At 70.9% G+C, this 18,055-nt stretch carries 21 protein-coding genes; 8 read left to right on the top strand and 13 right to left on the bottom strand.

What is annotated here, in order from left to right:
* Positions 1-42: 42 nt before the first annotated feature.
* Together ACPXBU_RS04595 and ACPXBU_RS04590 are read right to left on the bottom strand one after the other, a co-directional pair.
* On the bottom strand, positions 43-549 hold the full coding sequence (locus ACPXBU_RS04595) for a DUF664 domain-containing protein (protein WP_425756620.1): 507 nt from the start codon (positions 547-549) through the stop codon (positions 43-45).
* Positions 546-1,577: an aldo/keto reductase gene (locus tag ACPXBU_RS04590; protein ID WP_393374671.1), complete on the bottom strand. Its 1,032-nt coding sequence runs from the start codon at positions 1,575-1,577 to the stop codon at positions 546-548. The genes ACPXBU_RS04595 and ACPXBU_RS04590 overlap by 4 nt, the downstream gene beginning before the upstream one ends.
* Positions 1,578-1,699: 122 nt before the next feature.
* Between ACPXBU_RS04590 and ACPXBU_RS04585 the strand changes: the two genes are divergently transcribed.
* Positions 1,700-3,250 (top strand): ArnT family glycosyltransferase, encoded by a 1,551-nt coding sequence (locus ACPXBU_RS04585; protein WP_425756618.1) that lies wholly within the window; start codon positions 1,700-1,702, stop codon positions 3,248-3,250.
* Positions 3,251-3,257: 7 nt separating this feature from the next.
* Here the strand turns inward: ACPXBU_RS04585 and ACPXBU_RS04580 are convergent, their stop codons facing one another.
* Entirely contained in the window at positions 3,258-3,740 is a 483-nt protein-coding gene (locus ACPXBU_RS04580; protein WP_393374666.1) for an RrF2 family transcriptional regulator, read from the bottom strand.
* Between the two features lie 137 nt (positions 3,741-3,877).
* Between ACPXBU_RS04580 and ACPXBU_RS04575 the strand changes: the two genes are divergently transcribed.
* Positions 3,878-4,618, top strand: a complete 741-nt coding sequence (locus ACPXBU_RS04575; RefSeq protein ID WP_425756615.1) for an SDR family oxidoreductase — start codon at positions 3,878-3,880, stop codon at positions 4,616-4,618.
* Between the two features lie 130 nt (positions 4,619-4,748).
* A complete protein-coding gene (locus ACPXBU_RS04570; RefSeq protein WP_425756613.1) occupies positions 4,749-5,483 on the top strand; it encodes an SMI1/KNR4 family protein in 735 nt (244 codons plus the stop codon).
* A 28-nt stretch (positions 5,484-5,511) separates the two neighbouring features.
* Here ACPXBU_RS04570 and ACPXBU_RS04565 read toward each other — a convergent pair whose 3' ends face one another.
* The 3 genes from ACPXBU_RS04565 to ACPXBU_RS04555 all read right to left on the bottom strand — a co-directional run bounded on the left by ACPXBU_RS04565 (position 5,512) and on the right by ACPXBU_RS04555 (position 9,076).
* Positions 5,512-5,994 (bottom strand): NUDIX hydrolase, encoded by a 483-nt coding sequence (locus ACPXBU_RS04565; RefSeq protein ID WP_393374657.1) that lies wholly within the window; start codon positions 5,992-5,994, stop codon positions 5,512-5,514.
* A gap of 147 nt (positions 5,995-6,141) precedes the next feature.
* Positions 6,142-7,671 (bottom strand): GMC family oxidoreductase, encoded by a 1,530-nt coding sequence (locus tag ACPXBU_RS04560; RefSeq protein WP_425756611.1) that lies wholly within the window; start codon positions 7,669-7,671, stop codon positions 6,142-6,144.
* A 286-nt stretch (positions 7,672-7,957) separates the two neighbouring features.
* The gene (locus ACPXBU_RS04555; protein WP_425756609.1) at positions 7,958-9,076 is read right to left on the bottom strand and encodes an FAD-dependent oxidoreductase; all 1,119 of its coding nucleotides are present in this window, start codon (positions 9,074-9,076) and stop codon (positions 7,958-7,960) included.
* 55 nt (positions 9,077-9,131) lie between these two features.
* Here ACPXBU_RS04555 and ACPXBU_RS04550 point away from each other — a divergent pair, with 55 nt between their 5' ends.
* Complete coding sequence (locus tag ACPXBU_RS04550) at positions 9,132-9,824, top strand: TetR/AcrR family transcriptional regulator (RefSeq protein WP_425756607.1); 693 nt, start codon at positions 9,132-9,134, stop codon at positions 9,822-9,824.
* Between the two features lie 3 nt (positions 9,825-9,827).
* On the opposite strand, the gene ACPXBU_RS04545 is transcribed toward ACPXBU_RS04550, so the two are convergent.
* The gene (locus ACPXBU_RS04545; RefSeq protein ID WP_425756605.1) at positions 9,828-10,319 is read right to left on the bottom strand and encodes a hypothetical protein; all 492 of its coding nucleotides are present in this window, start codon (positions 10,317-10,319) and stop codon (positions 9,828-9,830) included.
* Between the two features lie 83 nt (positions 10,320-10,402).
* Here ACPXBU_RS04545 and ACPXBU_RS04540 point away from each other — a divergent pair, with 83 nt between their 5' ends.
* Positions 10,403-10,528: a hypothetical protein gene (locus ACPXBU_RS04540; protein ID WP_425756603.1), complete on the top strand. Its 126-nt coding sequence runs from the start codon at positions 10,403-10,405 to the stop codon at positions 10,526-10,528.
* Positions 10,529-10,735: 207 nt separating this feature from the next.
* On the opposite strand, the gene ACPXBU_RS04535 is transcribed toward ACPXBU_RS04540, so the two are convergent.
* Positions 10,736-11,653: an oxidoreductase gene (locus tag ACPXBU_RS04535; RefSeq protein WP_425756601.1), complete on the bottom strand. Its 918-nt coding sequence runs from the start codon at positions 11,651-11,653 to the stop codon at positions 10,736-10,738.
* A gap of 82 nt (positions 11,654-11,735) precedes the next feature.
* Here ACPXBU_RS04535 and ACPXBU_RS04530 point away from each other — a divergent pair, with 82 nt between their 5' ends.
* Entirely contained in the window at positions 11,736-12,236 is a 501-nt protein-coding gene (locus ACPXBU_RS04530; RefSeq protein ID WP_425756599.1) for a TetR/AcrR family transcriptional regulator, read from the top strand.
* A gap of 21 nt (positions 12,237-12,257) precedes the next feature.
* Positions 12,258-12,719, top strand: a complete 462-nt coding sequence (locus tag ACPXBU_RS04525) for an HNH endonuclease (protein ID WP_425756597.1) — start codon at positions 12,258-12,260, stop codon at positions 12,717-12,719.
* Positions 12,720-13,303: 584 nt separating this feature from the next.
* Here the strand turns inward: ACPXBU_RS04525 and ACPXBU_RS04520 are convergent.
* From ACPXBU_RS04520 to ACPXBU_RS04500, 5 genes are all read right to left on the bottom strand, one after another.
* A complete protein-coding gene (locus ACPXBU_RS04520) occupies positions 13,304-13,480 on the bottom strand; it encodes a hypothetical protein (protein ID WP_425756595.1) in 177 nt (58 codons plus the stop codon).
* Positions 13,481-13,658: 178 nt separating this feature from the next.
* Entirely contained in the window at positions 13,659-14,720 is a 1,062-nt protein-coding gene (locus tag ACPXBU_RS04515; RefSeq protein ID WP_425756593.1) for a hypothetical protein, read from the bottom strand.
* The gene (locus tag ACPXBU_RS04510) at positions 14,717-15,070 is read right to left on the bottom strand and encodes a PadR family transcriptional regulator (protein ID WP_334501616.1); all 354 of its coding nucleotides are present in this window, start codon (positions 15,068-15,070) and stop codon (positions 14,717-14,719) included. The genes ACPXBU_RS04515 and ACPXBU_RS04510 overlap by 4 nt, the downstream gene beginning before the upstream one ends.
* A 361-nt stretch (positions 15,071-15,431) precedes the next feature.
* Positions 15,432-16,418: a prolyl aminopeptidase gene (gene pip, locus ACPXBU_RS04505; protein ID WP_425756591.1), complete on the bottom strand. Its 987-nt coding sequence runs from the start codon at positions 16,416-16,418 to the stop codon at positions 15,432-15,434.
* Between the two features lie 160 nt (positions 16,419-16,578).
* Complete coding sequence (locus ACPXBU_RS04500) at positions 16,579-17,592, bottom strand: helix-turn-helix domain-containing protein (protein ID WP_425756589.1); 1,014 nt, start codon at positions 17,590-17,592, stop codon at positions 16,579-16,581.
* 53 nt (positions 17,593-17,645) lie between these two features.
* Here ACPXBU_RS04500 and ACPXBU_RS04495 point away from each other — a divergent pair, with 53 nt between their 5' ends.
* Positions 17,646-18,041, top strand: a complete 396-nt coding sequence (locus ACPXBU_RS04495) for a cupin domain-containing protein (RefSeq protein ID WP_425756588.1) — start codon at positions 17,646-17,648, stop codon at positions 18,039-18,041.
* Positions 18,042-18,055: the final 14 nt, after the last annotated feature.

Here is an 18,055-nt window from a genome sequence, read left to right as displayed (position 1 = left end):
GCCGCACCGCCGCGCCTCGTCGTCACCGTCGGGCCGGCGGCATCACTCTCCGGTCGGCCCGCCGGCGAGTTCGGCGACCACGTCGAGGTGACCGAGGTGGCGGGCGTACTCCTGGACCAGGTGGAACAGCACCCGCTCCAGCGTCGCCGGCGCCGCGCCGTTCCAGCGCTCCCCCGGCGCGCCGACCTCCGCCAGGTCGTGCGCCGTCACCACCGCCGTGGTGTGCGCGCCCTGCGCCCGCAGCGCCGCCACCAGGTCCTCCCGCGTCTCGTCGGGGGCGACGTACCAGCGGTCGTCGCGGCGGTCGCCCCACGGCTGCGCGACGTCCCGGCCCTGGAAACCCCACTCGACCCAGCGCCGCTCGACGTGGCGCAGATGCGTGAGCAACTCCAGCGGCGTCCACCCGGACGGCAGCCGGCTGCGCCGCAGCTCCGGCTCGGCCAACGCGGACACCCTGGCCACCACGGACTCGCGGAAGTAGTCCAGGTAGCGCAGGAAGACCTCGGTGCGGCTGCCGGCCGGGTCGGTCGGCTCGGGGAAGGCGATCACGACCCGGTGGGCAGGTCGCGGGCGCGCTGTCGCACACCCGCCCCGCCGTATGGGTAGTCACCCACCAGCGGGGCGCTCGCCTCGTCCAGCGACCGCATCTGCTCGGCGTCGAGGACCAGGTCCGCGGCGGTCAGGTTGTCGTCGAGCTGCTCGGTGGTACGCGCGCCGAGGATCACCGAGGTGACCGCCGGCCGGGCGGCCAGCCAGGCCAACGACACCGCCGACATGGACACACCCCGTTCGTCGGCAACCCGGCGCACCGCGTCGAGCACCCGCCAGGTGCGCTCCTCGGCGTTCCGACCGGCGTACGCCTCGACGCCGCGCTGCGGGTTCTCACCGAGCCGGGTCGCGCCGGTGGGCGTGCTGTCGCGCTGGTACTTGCCGGTCAGCCAGCCGCCACCCAGCGGCGACCACGGCAGGATGCCGATGCCCTCGTTCTCGCAGACCGGCACCAGCTCGAACTCGATCTCCCGGGCCAGCAGGTTGTACTGCGGTTGCAGGGTCACGATCGGGGTGAGGTTGAGGTGCTGGGTGAGCAGGGCCGCCTTCTGCAACTGCCAACCGGTGAAGTTGCTGACCCCCGCGTAGCGGATCTTGCCGGCGCGTACCGCGTCGTCGAAGAACCGCAGCGTCTCCGGCAGCGGGGTGAGCGGATCCCAGGCGTGCGCCTGGTACAGGTCCACGGCCTCGACACCGAGCCGCCGCAGGCTGGCGTCCAGGGCACGGGTGAGGTGCACCCGGGACAGGCCGGCGTCGTTCGCGCCCGGACCCATCGGGAACCGTCCCTTGGTGGCGATCACCAGTCGGTCGCGCAGGTCGGGTCGCGTCCGCAGCCAGCGCCCCACGATGTCCTCGGAGACACCCGTGGAGTAGACGTCGGCGGTGTCGATGAAGGTGCCGCCGGCCTCGACGAACCGGTCCAGTTGGGCGAAGCTGCCGGCCTCGTCGGTCTCCGCCCCGAACGTCATCGTGCCCAGACACAGGGTCGACACCACGGTGCCGGTGCCGCCCAGAGTGCGATAGCGCATATCGTCCTTTCGGTCCGAGTGACAAAGCCGATCTTCGCACTCGGCTGGGCCACCCGCACAGGGAGACCGCCAGCCCCCCACACGGGCACCCGCGCCGTCACGCCGCCGGTCATCATGAGCGGGTGAGCGAGCCCGTGATCGACATTGACCGACCCCAGCGGTCGGTTCCGACGTCGCCACCGGGAGCGCCGGAGCCCGGTGCGCCCACGCGTGGCCCGTGGCTGGTGGCCCTGGCGACAAGCCTGCTCCTGCTGCTGCTCGCCGGCCGCTACGGCTATCACCGTGACGAGTTGTATTTCCTGCTCGCCGGTCGACACCTCGACTGGGGCTACGTCGACCAGGGCCCGCTGGTCCCGGCGCTGGCCCGGTTGCTGGACACGATCGCGCCGGACAACCTGGTGATTCTGCGGACCCCGTCGGCGCTGCTGGCCGGTGGCGCGGTGCTGCTGGTCGCCGCCATCGCCCGCGAGCTGGGCGCCGGTCGCGGTGTGCAGACCTGCGCGGCGGTGCTGGCCGCGCTGTCCGGCATCGTGCTCGCCAGCGGGCACCTGCTCAGCACCACCACCGTCGACCTGCTGGTCTGGCTCGCCGCGGCGTGGTGTGCGGTGCGGTTGCTGCGCACCGGCGACAGCCGCTGGGCCCTGGGCATCGGGCTGGCGCTCGGCGTGGGCATGCTCAGCAAGGTGCTGCCCGCGCTGCTGGCCGTGGGCCTGATCGTCGGCGTGCTCATCGCCGGGCCACGTCGGCTGTTGCGCGACCGCTGGGTGCTCGCCGCCGCCGGGATCGCCCTGCTGCTGGCCGCACCGAACCTGATCTGGCAGGCGGCGCACGGCTTTCCCCAGCTCGGCGTGGCGGGCTCCATCGCCGACGGCGACAGCTCCTACAGTGGCCGCGTCGACGCGTTGACCCTCCAGTTCGTCATCATCAGCCCGTACGCCGTACCCATCTGGATCGCCGGCCTCGTCGCGCTGCTGCGCCGCCCGGCCTGGCGGGCCTACCGGGCGGTGGGCTGGGCCTGGTTGGTGGTGTTCGGCATCGTGCTGATCGCCGGCGGCAAGGGCTACTACGACGCGCCGCTGCTGCTGGTGCTCACCGCCGCCGGCGCGGTGGTGACCGTCGGGTGGGCGTCGCGCGGGTCGGTCCGGCTGCGCCGAGGGCTGCTCGCGCTGGGCGTGGTGCCGCTCCTGCTACCCACCATCGTGCTGCTGCTGCCGGTGCTGCCGGCCGAGCGGTTGCCCGGGTTCGTGGTCGACGTCAACTACGACGCCGGCGAGACGATCGGCTGGCCGGCGTTCGCCGACTCGGTCGCCGCCGTCCATCGTGGGCTGCCGCCCGAGGAGCGACCCCGCGCGGTCATCCTGACCAGCAACTACGGCGAGGCCGGTGCGCTGGCCCGCTACGGTCCGGTCCGTGAGCTGCCGCAGGCGTACTCCGGGCACAACAGCATGGTCGACTTCGGCCAGCCGCCGGCTGGCGCGGACGTGGTCATCGCGGTCGGCTGGGAGCGTCCGGAGCCGCTGACCGCCTGGTTCGACGAGTGCACGCTCGCGGGGCGGGTGGATCAGCGGGTCGAGGTGGACAACGACGAGAACGGCGGCCCGATCCACGTGTGCCGGGGGCTGCGGCGTCCGTGGGCACAGATCTGGGACACCGAGGTACGCCACACCGGGTGACAGGCCCTCAGCCGGCGCCGCTGGTCAGCCAGGTCTGGATGCCGACAAGTGCTTCGGGGCCGGAGGTGGCGTCGACGTCGCGGGCGAGGTCGGCGATCGTGACCGCGGCGAGCGCCTGATGCCACGCGTCCTCGGCTGCCCACATCGCGCGGGCGACCGGACACGGCGTGGTGCAGGCGTCGGCCGGGGTCGCGAACGGGCCGCGCTGGCGGATCTCGGTGCAGACGAAGGTCGGGCCGGGACCGTCGACGGCTCGGACCACGTCGAGCAGGGTGATGCTCTGCGGTGCCCGGGTCAGGACGTAGCCGCCCGACTTGCCCTGCACGGAGTGCACCAGGCCGGCGCGGGCCAGGGCCTGGAGCTGCTTGGCGAGGTAGCTGCCGGAGACGTCGTGCAGCTCCGCCAGCTTGGCCGCCGGGACCGGCGTGCTGCTGACGGTGAGCACCACGCAGCAGTGCAGCGCCCACTCGACCCCGCCGGACATCTTCATGCCCTCACCCTAGCCAACCCCCGTTACTCGGACTTCAAATGTCCGAGTATTGTTCTCGGATAAGAAAGGTCCGAGTATCGGTCGCCGTCCGGCGGGCCGGACAAAGACCCCACATCGTCACGGGAAGGTGCACTGTCATGAAGATCGCCGTACTGGGTGGGACCGGGCTCATCGGGTCGCAGGTCGTGCGAATCCTGCGGACCGCCGGGCACGACGCGGTGCCGCTCTCGCCCTCCACCGGGGTGGACCTGCTCACCGGGCAGGGCCTGTCCGACGGGCTCACCGGCGCCGACGTCGTCGTCAACCTGACGAACTCGCCGACCTTCGACGACGCCTCCCCCGCCTTCTTCCAGACGACGATGGACAACCTCCTCGCCGCCGCCGGTCGCGCGGGCGTCGGCCACGCCGTGGTGCTCTCCATCGTCGGCGTCGACCAGGTGCCCGACCTGGCCTACTACCGCGCCAAGGTCCTCCAGGAGGACATCCTCAAGGCCGGTCCCGTCCCGTACTCGATCGTGCGTGCCACCCAGTTCTTCGAGTTCGTCGACGCGATCCTGTCGTGGACGGCCGACGACGCCACCGTCCGCCTGCCCAGCACCCCCGTGCAGCCCATGGCCGCGGCCGACGTGGCGCAGGCCGTCGCCGAGGTCAGCATGGGCGCACCCCTGCGCGGTGTCCGCAACGTCGCCGGCCCCGACGTCTTCGCCCTCGACGAGTTGGGGCGGATCACCCTCGCCGCACGCGGTGACCAGCGCACCGTCACCACCGACGACAACGCCGGCATGTTCGCCGCCGTGCCCGGCGCGGCTCTCATCGCCACCGACGACGCCGTCCTCGCGCCCACCACCTACCGGGAGTGGCTCGACCGCCAGGGCTGACGTGCCCACCGGCCCGTACGCCGCCGTGGCCATCGAGGACCACCGCGGCGTACGGGCCGGCGCGGTCGTCAACCACCGCCGACCGTGGCAGGGGCCGCGAAGACGAACCGGTGACGACTAGAGTCGCGTCGTGATCGACACCGGAGCCGAGGTCGACAGGCGAGTCGCCGAGGCGTGGGCGCGGATCGAGGCCGGCCTCGGTCGCGTCCTGCCGTCCTCCCTACGCCAGCTCAACGCACCGGCCCCGGCACCCGCCATCGACGCGGTGGAAGCCGCCCTGGCCTTGACACTGCCGCCCGATTTCCGGGCAAGTCTCCGCATCCACAACGGGACCGACCCCGGTGCGACGCTGCCGTCCGTCGAGCCCACCCCGGTGCCGCTGGACAACCTCTGCGACACCGACCAGATCATCGAGATGACCCGGATGTGGCGCGACAACTACGGTCCGGAGCCGGACTGGGACGACCCCCAGGTCTGGGCCTACCTGGTCGACAGGGGAATGCTCTGCCTGAACGGCCCGGTGCGGCCGATCGTCGGCACGCCGGGCGCGGTGGTCGTGGGGCACATGAACGGCGACGTGCTGTGGCTGCTCGACGGTGATCCGGCACCGGGGGGCACGCCCGGGCAGGTGGTCCGGGTGGATGTCGAATGCGCCTCGTGGGACGTGTTGGCTCCATCGTGGACGCTGCTGCTCGGCCGCTACGCCGAGGATCTGGCGCTGGTCTCGGCGGACCCGGCCACCTCGCCTCTGAAGATCGATCCGTTCGTGGGGCCGGAATGCGAGTGGGGCAGCACCCCGTCGGCCTCGTGGGGGACGCGTCCGGCGTGGCTTCGGGACGTCCAAGCGCGCAGCCCCCACACCTGATGCCCGTCGACAGGACCCGCACGGGCGGTCAGTGTCGCAGCAGGCCGGTCGTGCGGATCGGCTCCACGTGCCCGGTAGGTGGCGCGCTGCGGTGCAGCTCCAGACCGATGTCGACGACGACGGAACGCTCCAGGGTCGCGACCTGCGCCATCGGCACCCACTGCGCCAGGTCGGTCGTGCCACAGGTCTCGGATCGAAGCTCACCGCCCACGACCCGGGCCCGATAGAAGACCGCGAGCATGTGCAGCTCGACAACGTCGTCGTCGAGCCGCTCCACGTTCCTCGTGCGCGAGTTCACCCCGAGCAACCGCTCGACCCGCGCCGCGTACCCCGTCTCCTCCGCCACCTCCCGCACGACGGCGTCGAACGGATCCTCGGTGTGCTCGACCCCACCGCCGGGCAGCGTCCAGTGCCGCCGAGCCCCGTCCGGCGACACCCAGCGGGCGAGCAGCAGACTCTCGTCGCGCAGACACACCGCGTACGCGGCCACCCGAAGCCGTTGTGTGATCACAGCGACCAGGATCGCGCAGTTGCCGGGAACGTGCCGCCCGCACACGCGTTCAGCGGGCCTCACCTCCGAGAGGTGGGCGACGGCGGTGTCACGGTGGCACATCCCTGGCCCGTTCGGCGACCAGGTTCCCGGCCCCCCGGCGCGCCGCTAGCCGGCGATCAGCTCAGCCCCGCGTTCCCCGATCATGATGCTGGTCAACGCGGCCGGCGCGCGCAGCGGCACCGGAACGATGCTGGCGTCGACCACCCGCAGGTTGGCCACGCCACGTACCCGGCACCGCCCGTCGACGACCGCGCCCGGGTCGTCCGCCGCGCCCATCCGCGCGCCGCCGACCAGGTTCAACCGGCTGTACGTGGTGGCGCGCAGCAGGTGGTCGAGCTGCTCGTCGTCGCCCACGGTCGCGTCGTCGACGAGCGCGAACCGGGCAACTGTCTTGGTGAAGGTGGCCTGGTTGGCGATCTCCCACGCGTGCCGGTAGGCGTCGCGCATCCGGGCGAGGTCACCCTCGGCGGAGTAGAACCCGAGGTCGACCACGGGTGGCGTCGACCCGTCGGCGTCGCGCACCGAGATGCGTCCACGCGAGGCCATCGCCATGTCGCCGATCATCACCGTGTTGACCTGGTCGGCGCCGATGATCCGGTCCAGACCCGCGCCGGCGCCCCGCAACGTGCTCATGCCGGTGAACAGGCTCAGGTAGAACGCCTGGTCGACCTCGTGGCCCGGTATGCCCGCGAGCCGCGCGATGAGCTGCGTACGCGGCCAGTCGCCGCCGATCGTCGCCGGCTCGGGGACCACCAGGATGATCGCGCCGGGCTGGTCGATCACGTCCGCGCCCACCCCGGGCAGGTCGACGAGGGGCGTGACGCCGGCCGCGCGCAACTGGTCGGCGGGGCCGATCCCCGAGCGCAGCAGCAGAGCCGGGCTGTACGGCGAGCCGGCGCAGAGGATGACCTCGCGGGCGTCGATCCGCTCCCCCGCGACCTGCACACCCACCGCCCGTCCGCCGTCGAGCAGCACACGCTCGACCTCGGCGTCGCCCCGGACGACCAGATTGGACCTCGACCGGGCCGGGTCGAGGTGGGTGAGGGCGGTGGACATCCGCAGCCGGCCGCGCCGGTTCTGCGGATACATCCCGATACCGACGGCGTCGGGGGCGTTCATGTCGTCCTGGTAGTCGTGGCCGAGGCCGAGCGTGGCCTGCAGGAAGCCGTCCATCGCCGCCGTCAGCTCACCGCGCGACCATCGGGTGATCGGGACAGGCCCGTCGACGCCGTGGTGGTCACGGTCGCCGAACTGCTGGTCGGCCTCCAGCCGGCGAAACGCCGGGAGCACCGCCGGCCAGTCCCACTCCGGCAGGCCACGGCCGCCCCAGGAGACGAAATCCGCGGCTGGTGCCCGCATCGCGCCCCGGTCGTTGATCTGCGTCGAGCCGCCGACCACCCGGCCGCGCCGCAGCGGCGCCTCCCGCCCGGCGACGACTGTCGCCCGCAGGGCCCAGTCGAAGCCGTCCTCGGCCTCCACCGAGCCGGTTCGCAACGCCTCGGGCACCGCCGCCCCGACGAGGTCAGGCCCGGCCTCCAGCAGCAACACGGAACGGCCCGGATCCTCGCTGAGGCGGGCCGCGAGCACCGCGCCGGCCGCGCCCGCGCCGACAACCACGAAGTCGTATCGAGGCACGGGCCCAGCGTAGCCGGACACCCGAGATGCCAGGACCCGTCACCGGTGCTCGTCGCTCGGTCTTCCGCTGAATGAAGCGTGCCGACACGACCTGCCGCAACGACCAGGTCGCCCGGCCGGCCGAGTCGGTGATCACCCGGGTCGGGTACGACCTCCGCTCCGGCGCTGAGCCGCGGTTCTGGGAGCACGTCCCGGACGCCCTGCGGGTATTCCTGCGCGGGGGGCACGCCGGATCGGGCGGGCCCGTCCGACCGGTAGCTCCACGCCCTCGTCGGGGTCCTGGCGCTCAGGAGGGCTGGACGTGGTCGAAGAGGGCGAGGGCCTCGGCGGGGTCCGGGCTCACGAGGCGTTCCAGACCGGCCGTCGTGATCTTCGCCCACCGCCCGGCCCGTGCCCACATCTGTTCCTCGAAGGCACGGACCGCCTCGTCCACATTGTCGGGGCTGGCAGCGATGGACTCGGCGAGCTCGGCGCCGTCCAGCATCGCGAGGTTCGCGCCTGCCCCCAACGGGGGCATCAGGTGGGCGGCGTCGCCCAGGAGCGTCACTTTGCGCACGTGGGCCCAGGTGTGGGATTCGGGCAGGACGTAGAAGGGGCGGTGGGTGAAGGCGGTGCCGTGGCCGAGCAGGTCGAGGACGGGGGCCGCCCAGCCGTCGAACAGCGCCAGCAGGCCTGATCGCGTGGCCTCGACGTCGGCCAGGTCCAGATCGGCGTGCCAGTCCAGCGGCGCGCGGAACTTGGCGTACACCTTGACGTGACCGCCGCTGTTGCGCTGGGCGACGATAGATCGGTTCACGCCGTAGGCGGCCACCGAACCGTCGCCGACCAACCGGGCGAGGTCAGGGTGGCGGGTGTCGATGTCGTCGAGGGAGGTCTCGACCGAGGTGACACCCGTGTAGTGCGGCGTCACCGGCGAGACTGCCGGGCGGACCCGGGACCAGGCGCCGTCCGCGCCCACCACGAGATCGAACGTCTCCTGTCGCCCGTCCGCGAAACGAACCAGTACGCCGTCCTCGGTCCCCGGCACCACCTGCGCCACCTCGTGACCCCACCGCACGTCGAGAGAGTCGAGCAGCAGGTCACGGAGTTGCCCGCGGTCGATCTCCGGATTGGCCCGCTCGTCCGGAGAGGGTCGCCAGTCGCGCAGAACGGTCCCGGCGGCGTCCAGGATGCGCATGGCCTGCCCCTCGGGACGAGACAACGCCTCGAACTCCGCCCGCAGCCCCGCCTTGTCCAGTGCCAGCTGGCCCAGCCCTTCGTGCAGGTCCAGCGTGCCGCCCGGGGGGCGGGAGTCGGGCGCGGGATCGCGTTCGAGGACGGTGACGGGGTAGCCGTGGCGGTGCAGGACGCGGGCGAAGGTCAGGCCCCCGGGGCCACCTCCGGCGACCGCGATACGGTGTCTCATAGCGATACACCGTATCGTGCCCCTAGAATGCGTCGCAACAACAGGGAGTGACCAGATGACCGTGTGGGACCGGCCGGAGCCGCCGCCTCCCCCCGTGCCGCTCGACCGGGAGCGGATCATCGCCGCCGCCATCGCGCTGGCCGACGAAAGCGGGCTGGAGGCTGTGTCGGTGCGCAAGGTCGCCGCTCGGCTGAACGCCGGCCCGATGCGGCTGTACGGATACATCTCCACCAAGGACGAGCTGCTCGACCTCATCGTGGACGAGGTCCACGCCGAGATCCTCCCCGAGGAGCGGCCCGGTGACTGGCGGGAGACGCTGCGCATCCTCGCCCACCGCACCAGACAGGCCGCCCTGCGACACGTTTGGCTGGCCGACCTGCTCGGCGGCCGTCCCACCCTGGGCCCCAACGCCATGGCCGTGACCGAGGCCAACCTGGCCGCCCTCGACGGTCTCGCCGACGTCGACACCGTCCTGCGCGCCGTGCAGACCGTCAGCGCCTACGTCACCGGTGCGATCAGGCGCGAGATCGCGAACCTGCGGGCCGAACGCGCCACCGGCCTGTCCAAGCGCGACTGGCAACGCGCCCTCGGCCCGCACGTGACGACGATGTTGGCCACGGGCCGCTTCCCGGCGCTGTCCAAGGCCGTGCACGACGGCACAGAGATGGACCCCGAGGAGTCCTTCGCGACCGGCCTGGACTGGGTCCTCGACGCCGTGGCCGCCAAAATCACCCGACCGCCGGCGTGACGCTCACCTCCCGCCCAACCCGCGAACCCGCAGGTAGGCGCGGTCATCGAAGCTCACCTGACCGGGCAGCACCCCCTTGGTGCCGGCGAGCTCGGCCACGCACCACGGGTCCTTTTCCAGGAGCAGGGCAAGCGTCGACTCGGACTCGGCCAAGGTCTCACCGATGACCGGATATCCGTCGCTGGCGATCACCAGCTCGTCAACGTCGCCAGGCACCGGGTGCACGACCACCAACGACGGCGGAACCGGACGGCCGTCGATGGCGGCATACGCGTACGGTCCGGTGCTGTTCCGCAGGCCGCCCTGCCGCCCGGTCAGCGCTCGCGCCGCGAGTTGTCCCGGATCCACCTCCACCAGCCGATCCATGCTGATCGCCCCGGCGGCGACCTCCGCGGCGAGAACCGCGGCGCGGAAGGACGCCGCGACCTGGTCGACCAACTTGCGCGGCTGACCGACCGACGCGGGGAGCCCCCCGGTACGCGAATCCGACGTCACCGACCTGCCAGATCTCTCGACGCGCTCGCGAGTAGACGGTCACCGCCGCGCTCGGCCGTTCCGCTGCGCTCAACGTCGAGTCGATGCGGGCCGCCAGCTCGGCGGTCATCACCGCGACCGCGGTGTACGAGTCGACGTCGCGCGGAAACCGCCGCACGGCGTCCCGGCAGGCCGCCATGGCCCACCACCCACCCGCCACGTTGCCGTAGCGCCTGCCGCTCACGTCCGTCGCGCCATCGATGACCGCCACGTGCTCGGCGGTCACCACGATCGCGTCCTCACACACGTCAGGATCCCCGTACTTGCCCCGCACGAACTGTTCGACGATCTCCACGGATCCGATGCTCTCCCACAGCCCCCCGACTCAGGCTCAGGCCTGAGCGGTGATCTTTCTCGGCGCCAATTGGGAATGCTCGCTACAGGTCAGTACGCAGCTCCTTCGGTACGCAAGGGTAGGTGACGCCCGTCGCCACTTCGGACAGCGCCCACAGCCGGCGTCGGGTGACCGGGTCGCAGGCACGGTCCGGAGCCCGGTGCGGTTTCGGGGCGCCCTTGAACTGGCCGGGACCGCCCGGTCCGTAGTACTCGCCGCCGGCGGCTCGCCTGTCGGTGGCTGCCCGGAGTACGGGCAGTGCGCCGGCCCGAGCAGGCTGGGTAAACAGCCACCCAATCGTCGCGTTGGCCACCCGGAAGCCTGGCGACGCGTCCCGAAACAGGCTGGTGCGCGCGCCGCCCGGATGGGCCGCGAGGCTGATCGTCGACGAGTCGGACGCGGCGAGTCGATGCTGCAGTTCGAACGCGAACAGAAGATTCGCGAGTTTCGAGGCGTTGTAGGCCGTGGTTGGCCGGTATCCGTCGAGGGTCCTGAGGTCGAGGTGCGTGACGGAGCCCGCGGCGGCCGCCTTGCTGCTGACCGTGACGATCCGCCCGGCCGGTGACCGCTCGAGCAGGTCGAGGAGGAGACCGGTCAGCGCGAAGTGGCCGAGGTGGTTGACGCCCATCTGAGACTCGAAGCCGTCCGTGGTGCGCTGTGCCGGCTGCCACCACAGACCGGCGTTGTTGATCAGGATGTCGAGTCGCTCGAAGCGCTCGTGCAGGTCGCTTGCCGCCTGCCGTACCGCGTGGAGGCTGGCGAGTTCGAGTGCGAGGACGCTGCCTCTGCCGGGTAACGCGCGTAGGGCATCCGTACCGCGTGCCGCGGTGCGAGCGCCGATGACGACGTGGGCTCCTTGTGCGCTCAGAGCTATCGCCGTTTCCAGGCCGATGCCGGAGGTAGCTCCGGTCACCAGCGCGGTGCTGCCGTCGAGCCGGGGTATGTCGCGCGCGCTCCACATGGCGTCTCCTATAATCGGAACGGTCGCCCCGTTTAACTATACGGAACGCTCGCCCCGCTTGTCGACAGGCCGGAGGAACCTCATGCGCGCCGACGCCCGCCGCAATCGCCAGAGCGTCCTGGATGCCGCCTACGAGACCCTGGCCACCGAGGGCCTGGGCGTGCCCATCGACGAGATCGCCCGCCGCGCGGGCGTCGGCGCCGGCACCGTGTATCGACACTTTCCGACCAAGGAGTCGCTCATCGAGGCCGTGGTGCTCGACCGCCTCCAGGCCCTCACCGACAAGGCCCGTTCCGGCATCGACTTCGCCGAGTTCTTCACCGTCATGGTGGAAGCCGGCCTCACCAATCGCGCCATCGCGGACGCTCTGGCCGGCGGCGGATACCAGATACCCGCCGACGCCGACGCCGCCCTCAACGCCGCCTTCGCCGAACTCCTGAACAAGGCGCAGCGACGCGGCACCATCCGTCCGGACGTCACCCTCGACGACATTCAAGCCCTCGTGATCGGCTGCGTCGCGACGGCGCGGCACCGCGGCGCCACAGTCCTCGTCGAGATCGTCGTCGCCGGCCTCCGCGCCTGACCCCCGGAGTACGGTGGCACCGTGCTTTCGGCCGTGAAGGGTCTGTCCCGGTACCACACCGAGGAGTCACTGCGCACCTACCTGCTGGAGCGCTCACAGCGCACCGAGGACGGTTGCCTTGTCATCGAAGGCTACGGGCGGCGACGCGGGGTGCACCAGAAGGTCGCCGGTCGTGCGTGGGCGCACATCGCCGCGTACGTCGTCCTCGTCGGCGGCTATGACCCCGCTCTCGATGTCGACCAGACCTGCGGCGCCGCCGACTGCATCGAGCCGACACATCTGCGCCAGCTCAGCCGGGCCGAGGCCAGCCGCAGCCGAAACCAGCCGGCACAGTGCCGCAACGGTCACGACCGTGAACTCGACCCGGCGACCGCCCGGTACCGCCGAGTCTGTCGGACGTGCAATCAGGAGGCTCAGCGCCGCTGGCGTGAACGCGAGGCCGCCGAGGTAGCGCAGGCACGCTCCGCGTACGGCCGCTCGTAGTCAGCCCCGCCACGCGGCCCGATGCCGGGACCGCGACCCACGTCGGTAGTTCTGGGATCGTGAACGAGTCCAAAAGGCCCGCCCGTAGTTCCAGCGCAAAACGACGATTAGTTTGATCTTCGGCACGGTGACCGGGTTGTGACGCTGGATGCATGGAGTGCCGTCGTTTTGATGTTGATCGAGCGATGGCATGGAGGCTTCGCGCGGTGGCGACGTGCTGGGTGCGGCGGTGCAGTTGTGCACGCTGCCGTGGCTGGGGTGTGCTGTCTTCCGGCCGGAAGACTTCGGCCTCCGCATCTCCGGCGCGGCCGGGGCGTGCCAGCCGGGCCGGTGGCTTGCCGGCGCATTCTGCGGCTTGGTCAATCGGAAGCAGGCTCGGTTTGACCGGCCGCAGCCATGATCGAGTGCCAGCGGGTGGCATCGAAGATCAGCCCAATCGATTCGATCCGGTCGTCCCGCAGCCGGAAGTGTTCGGCGGTGCGTTGGGTGCCGACCGGAGTGGCAGTGTGCACGTCGTAGACGAGAGTGGCCTCGGTCGAGTCGAACTACAACCCGGTGACCAGGTTCGTCTGACGATCGCGCCATCACACCAGCCCGGCCACATCGGCTCGCAGCCGCACGCCTTGCCGAAACACCCCGGCCAGCAACAGGACGAGCGCACCGATTGCCAGTGGCATGAAGGAGAAAGAGAAGGCGACGTCAACGATGCCGACCGCGGCCGAGCGGGCGATGATGGCCTTGTCGGCGGCGAACCCGAGCATCTGGACAGCGCTACCGCCAGGCCGATGCTGACAATCCGACGGGCGTCGGCGGAGGTGAACGCTTCGCCGGTGGGCACGGTGCGGACGAGAACCTGATGTCGCGGTACCAGAGTGATGGGAGCGAGGGGCGCGGTCCCGGCTCAGCCAGCGGGTTCGGCCGACTGAGCCGGGATGCCTGTCAGCTCACCGTTGCGGTGGGCCGCGCTTCGGGCTGGCGGCGGCTCATGGCGGCTACGACCAGGATCGCAAGTCCCATAGCCAGTGCTCCGTGCAATTGTTGGGCGCGGCGATCGAGAAACAACCAGAAGTAGGCCGGGTCGGTCGGTTGGGGTTCAGATTTGGGGAAGGCCAAGTCGGCCAGCGTCTCGTACAGGCCGATGGTGGGTCCGGCGGCGAGCCACAGCGCGGTGAGGCCGAGAGCGACGACGGTCAGCCGGCGAGGCAATGTTCGGCGTCGCAGGCGATACCCTGCCCAACCGGTGAGGAGCCAGCCGATGACGGCGCCGACGAGTCCGCCCAGCATGATCGCCACCGGTTCCCAACGCGGCGCGGTGACCCCAAGGTGAGTCGCCAGACTCGTACCCACCACACCGGGCGTCAGAACAGTGACGGCCGATACGGTGACGACGGCACCATCCTTGATCGCGTAGAACTCTTCAGAGGCCGCCTCCAACTGCCTGCCACCTCGGATGACCGGGGCGCCGGAGTACATCTCGCTGCCGCCAGGGGTCCAGCCCTCGGCCTGCAGGCGGGCCTTCGCTGCTTCGAGCGTCCAATCTGATGACTGCTCGTCGACGACGTTGACACCATTGCGTTGGGGATTTCCCAACCAGTCATCGCGACTGAGTTTGGGTGCCCGCAACGGGACACCCCGAACCGTTTCGGCAGTGTGGATGGCCGATGCGTCGGACGGCAGCGCGGCCGCCTGCCAGGCCAGCCACGAGCCCACGCCTGCTCCTACGGCTCCGAGGATCACGGCCGATAGCACGGCCGCCACCACCGCCATACGGCCGATCGGCAGCCGGAACCACTGCCGCACCGCCCCGCGCACCAAATCCACCACGTCGGCGCGGGCGGGCATCCGACGGTCCGGCTCGGCGGAGTCCATGAGCATGGTGAGGATTTCCTCGCCGTGGGCGCGGCGGTACCCGATCGGATATGCCCACAGCAGCCGCCGGTACCAGCGTTCCAGTCGAACGTGCGCCGACGGCTCCCGCATGACCTCCCCCGAGGCGGTCATGGGCGAGCCCCGAACGGGGTTGCCGTGAATCCGAACGCCACGTTCGGTCGCGCCTGTAGCCGGCTTTCCGCCGCCTCGGCGTGCTTGCGCAGGCGGCGGGCCTGCTCGGCAAGCTTGCCGGCGCCCGCGTCGGTGAGCCGGTAGTAGCGACGAAGCCGCCCGTCGACGATCTCCTGCCGGTCGACCATGACGAGTTCCTGCTCCACCAGGCGGTCGAGGGCTCCGTAGAGGGTGCCGGCCCGCAGCTTCACCGTTCCCTCGGAGAGTTCGGCGACCTCCTGAGTCACGCCGTAGCCGTGCTTGGGCCCGGTCGCCAACGCAGTGAGTATCAGGAACGTCGGCTCCTGCATCGATGTCATGCAGGCAGATTACGTCGGCCGGTATATACCGTCAACCTGTGCCTGAATTCACTGCGCCGCATCAGATCTTCTGACCCCCGGCATCGACTCCACTGCGCCCGTATCGACTCCACTGGGCCAGGACACCGTCTCACCAAGGCCACGACACCAACCTGACTCCTTACGCACAAGAACTGTCATTATGGTGCACGCCGGGTTCGCCCCTTTTGTGGTGGTGGTTTATCGGATTACTGTTACTGACAATCTGATAATTGGCGACCGCAGTCGGCGGGAGGCCGATCGGGACTTCACCTCGGGCGACTGCGCCCACGCCGGCCCGGTCCACGAGATGGCGGTGCCGACCTCAGGTCGATCACGGGCGGCTTCGTACGCCAAGGGAGTCGTCGGCGGCGAATCGGGCGAGGGCGTGGACAACGTGCTCGCGGGTCTCGGCTGTGCCGAGATGCCCCGCGCTCTCGATCACGGTCAACGTCGAGTCGGGCCAGGCGCGGTGCAGGTCCCACGCTGTCTGCAGCGGCCCGCCCAGGTCGAGTCGGCCGTGGATGAGGACACCGGCGATGCCGGCCAACCGGTCAGCATCGCGCAGCAGTGCGCCCTCCTCCAGCCACGCGCCGTGGGCGAAGTAGTGCGCGCAGATGCGCACGAAGGCCAGCCGCGCCGCGGGAGGGCGATCGCCGTACGGATTCGCCGCGCCGCGCGTCTCTCCGGACAGGACCGCGTCCTCCCACGCGCACCAATCGATCGTGGCCCTGTCCCGAACGGCGGGGTCCGGGTCTTCCATCAGGCGGGCGTACGCGGCGACGATATCCCCGTCGCGGGATGTGCCCGGGGCCCCTTCGAGGAATCGTTGCCACTGCTCGGGGAAGAACCGGCCGACGCCCCGGTAGAGCCAGTCGATGTCGGCGCGCCTGGTCATGGTGACGGCGGCGATGACGATCTCGGAGATCCGCCGGGGGTGCTGCTGCGCGTACGCCAGGATGAGGGTGGAACCCCAGGATCCGCCGTGCAGCAGCCAGCGGTCGATGCCGAGGCTTTCGCGCAGCCGCTCCATGTCGGCGATCAGGTGCCAGGTGGTGTTGTGCCGCATCTCGGTCGCCGGATCGCTCGCGTGTGGTGTGCTGCGACCGCAACCACGCTGGTCGAACAGGACGACCCGGTACCGGTCCGGATCGAAGTACCGACGCCAGCCGGGCCCACACCCGGATCCGGGCCCGCCGTGGACGACAAGCGCTGGCTTACCGGCCGGGTTGCCGCACACCTCCCAGTACACGAGGTTGCCGTCGCCGACGTCGAGCATCCCGGTCTCGTACGGCTCGATCGGTGGGTACAGCTCGGTCAAGGTCCGGACCTCCGATAGCGGGGGAAGCTGTGGCGTTCGAGTCCGCCGTCACGAGTGCGCCCGAGCTGCCGGTGGCGGCGCTGATCAACGGAACATCGACCTATGAAGTGCGGAGTGCGGTGCCCGGGTCGTCTTCGCCCTGGTGGGAGATTCCCCGTGGTCAGCTGTCATCACGGCTTTGTGGGTGTGGGCGCGCGACGGTCGTGAAGCGACCGCGGTAGGCGCTGGGGGTCAGTCCGGTGTGGCGGCGGATCTGGGTGCGCAGGTTGGCGCTGGTGCCCAGGCCGCTGGCGCGGGCGACGGTGTCCAGCCGTGGTTCACCAGCTTCCAGCAGACGGCAGGCCAGGGTGATGCGTTGGCTGGTCAGCCAGGCCAGCGGGGTGGTGCCCAGTTCGGTGTGGAAGCGGCGGTGCAGGGTAGCCGGGCTGACGGCGGCGTGGGTGGCCAGGTCCGCCACGCTCAGGGGTTGGTGCAGCCGGCCTCGGGCCCAGTCGAGCAGCGGTGCCAGAGACGTGTCGAGTACGGCCGGCAGTGGCTGGGGGATGAACTGGCGTTGCCCGCCGTCGCGGTGCGCGGCGAACACGAGCCGGCGGCTGACGGTGTTGGCGATCTCGGCGCCGTGGTCGCGGCGGATCAGGTGTAGGCCGAGGTCGAGGGCGGCGGCGCCTCCGGCGGCGGTGAGTATGTCGCCGTCGTCGACGAACAGCACGTCGGGGTGCAGCAACACCCGGGGGTGGCGGGCCGCGAACAGCTCGCTCCAGCGCCAGTGGGTGGTGGCGCGGCGGCCGTCGAGCACCCCGGCGGCGGCGAGGGTGAACGTGCCGGTGCAGAAGCTGACCAGTCGGGTGCCGCGGGCGGCGGCCCGCTGCACGGCGTCGATGACGGCGGGCGCGGGCGGGACGTGCGGGTCGGGTCGGTTCGGCACGATGAGGGTGTCAGCGCCCTCGGCGGCGTGCAGGCCGGGTACGCCGGTGAGGGTGAACAGCCCGGCGTGCAGCACGGTGTCCGGGGCGGCGGCGCACAGCGTGAAGTCGTACCAGCGGCGGTTGATCTCCGGGCGGCGCAGGCCGAACAGTTCGGTGGCCACGCCCAGCTCGAACGGGTTCGACCCGTCGTCGACGAGCATCACCACCCGGTGCGCGCCGCCACCGGGCTGCGAGGATCGTTGCGGCATACGCGATTTCTAGCACTCACTCTGCGCCGACGGCATCGGCCACGATGACAGCCATGATCAGTGAACCGGTCGAGTTGTCCACCGCCCTGGCCACCTTCGAGGCACTGTGGAGCCCGCGCATCGTGACGCGGGTCAACGACTATGACGTGCGCATTGCCAAGGTCGCTGGCGAGCACGTGTGGCACCGCCATGACGACACCGACGAGTTCTTCCTCGTACTGTCGGGGGTGTTGAGCATCGCCCTGCGCCCACCGGGCGAGCGGGAACGCACCGTGGTGCTGCCGCAGGGTTCGGTGTTCGTCGTACCGCGCGGCACCTACCACAAACCCTTCTCCCCGGACGGCGCCGCGATCCTGATGTTCGAACCGACCGGCACCCTCACCGTCGGCGACCACCATGACCCCGTCCCGGACCACGTCGACGCCACGGCCGGGCATGACCTGCGGTGACTTTCACCTGAGCG

The sequence above is a fragment of the Micromonospora sp. DT231 genome, assembly GCF_049847025.1.
Classification (GTDB): domain Bacteria; phylum Actinomycetota; class Actinomycetes; order Mycobacteriales; family Micromonosporaceae; genus Micromonospora.
Note: the sequence above shows the minus strand (reverse complement) of the source record. Positions and strands in the feature narration are given on the sequence as shown.

Bases quoted from the DNA above. Each gene is read 5' to 3' on its own strand.
- ACPXBU_RS04590 (WP_393374671.1), bottom strand. From the start codon at position 1,577: ATGCGCTATCGCACTCTGGGCGGCACCGGCACCGTGGTGTCGACCCTG.
- ACPXBU_RS04580 (WP_393374666.1), bottom strand. From the start codon at position 3,740: ATGAAGATGTCCGGCGGGGTCGAGTGGGCGCTGCACTGCTGCGTGGTG.
- ACPXBU_RS04575 (WP_425756615.1), top strand. From the start codon at position 3,878: ATGAAGATCGCCGTACTGGGTGGGACCGGGCTCATCGGGTCGCAGGTC.
- ACPXBU_RS04555 (WP_425756609.1), bottom strand. From the start codon at position 9,076: ATGAGACACCGTATCGCGGTCGCCGGAGGTGGCCCCGGGGGCCTGACC.
- ACPXBU_RS04550 (WP_425756607.1), top strand. From the start codon at position 9,132: ATGACCGTGTGGGACCGGCCGGAGCCGCCGCCTCCCCCCGTGCCGCTC.
- ACPXBU_RS04540 (WP_425756603.1), top strand. From the start codon at position 10,403: ATGCGGGCCGCCAGCTCGGCGGTCATCACCGCGACCGCGGTGTACGAG.
- ACPXBU_RS04535 (WP_425756601.1), bottom strand. From the start codon at position 11,653: ATGTGGAGCGCGCGCGACATACCCCGGCTCGACGGCAGCACCGCGCTG.
- ACPXBU_RS04530 (WP_425756599.1), top strand. From the start codon at position 11,736: ATGCGCGCCGACGCCCGCCGCAATCGCCAGAGCGTCCTGGATGCCGCC.
- ACPXBU_RS04520 (WP_425756595.1), bottom strand. From the start codon at position 13,480: ATGCTCGGGTTCGCCGCCGACAAGGCCATCATCGCCCGCTCGGCCGCG.
- ACPXBU_RS04515 (WP_425756593.1), bottom strand. From the start codon at position 14,720: ATGACCGCCTCGGGGGAGGTCATGCGGGAGCCGTCGGCGCACGTTCGA.
- ACPXBU_RS04510 (WP_334501616.1), bottom strand. From the start codon at position 15,070: ATGCAGGAGCCGACGTTCCTGATACTCACTGCGTTGGCGACCGGGCCC.
- ACPXBU_RS04500 (WP_425756589.1), bottom strand. From the start codon at position 17,592: ATGCCGCAACGATCCTCGCAGCCCGGTGGCGGCGCGCACCGGGTGGTG.
- ACPXBU_RS04495 (WP_425756588.1), top strand. From the start codon at position 17,646: ATGATCAGTGAACCGGTCGAGTTGTCCACCGCCCTGGCCACCTTCGAG.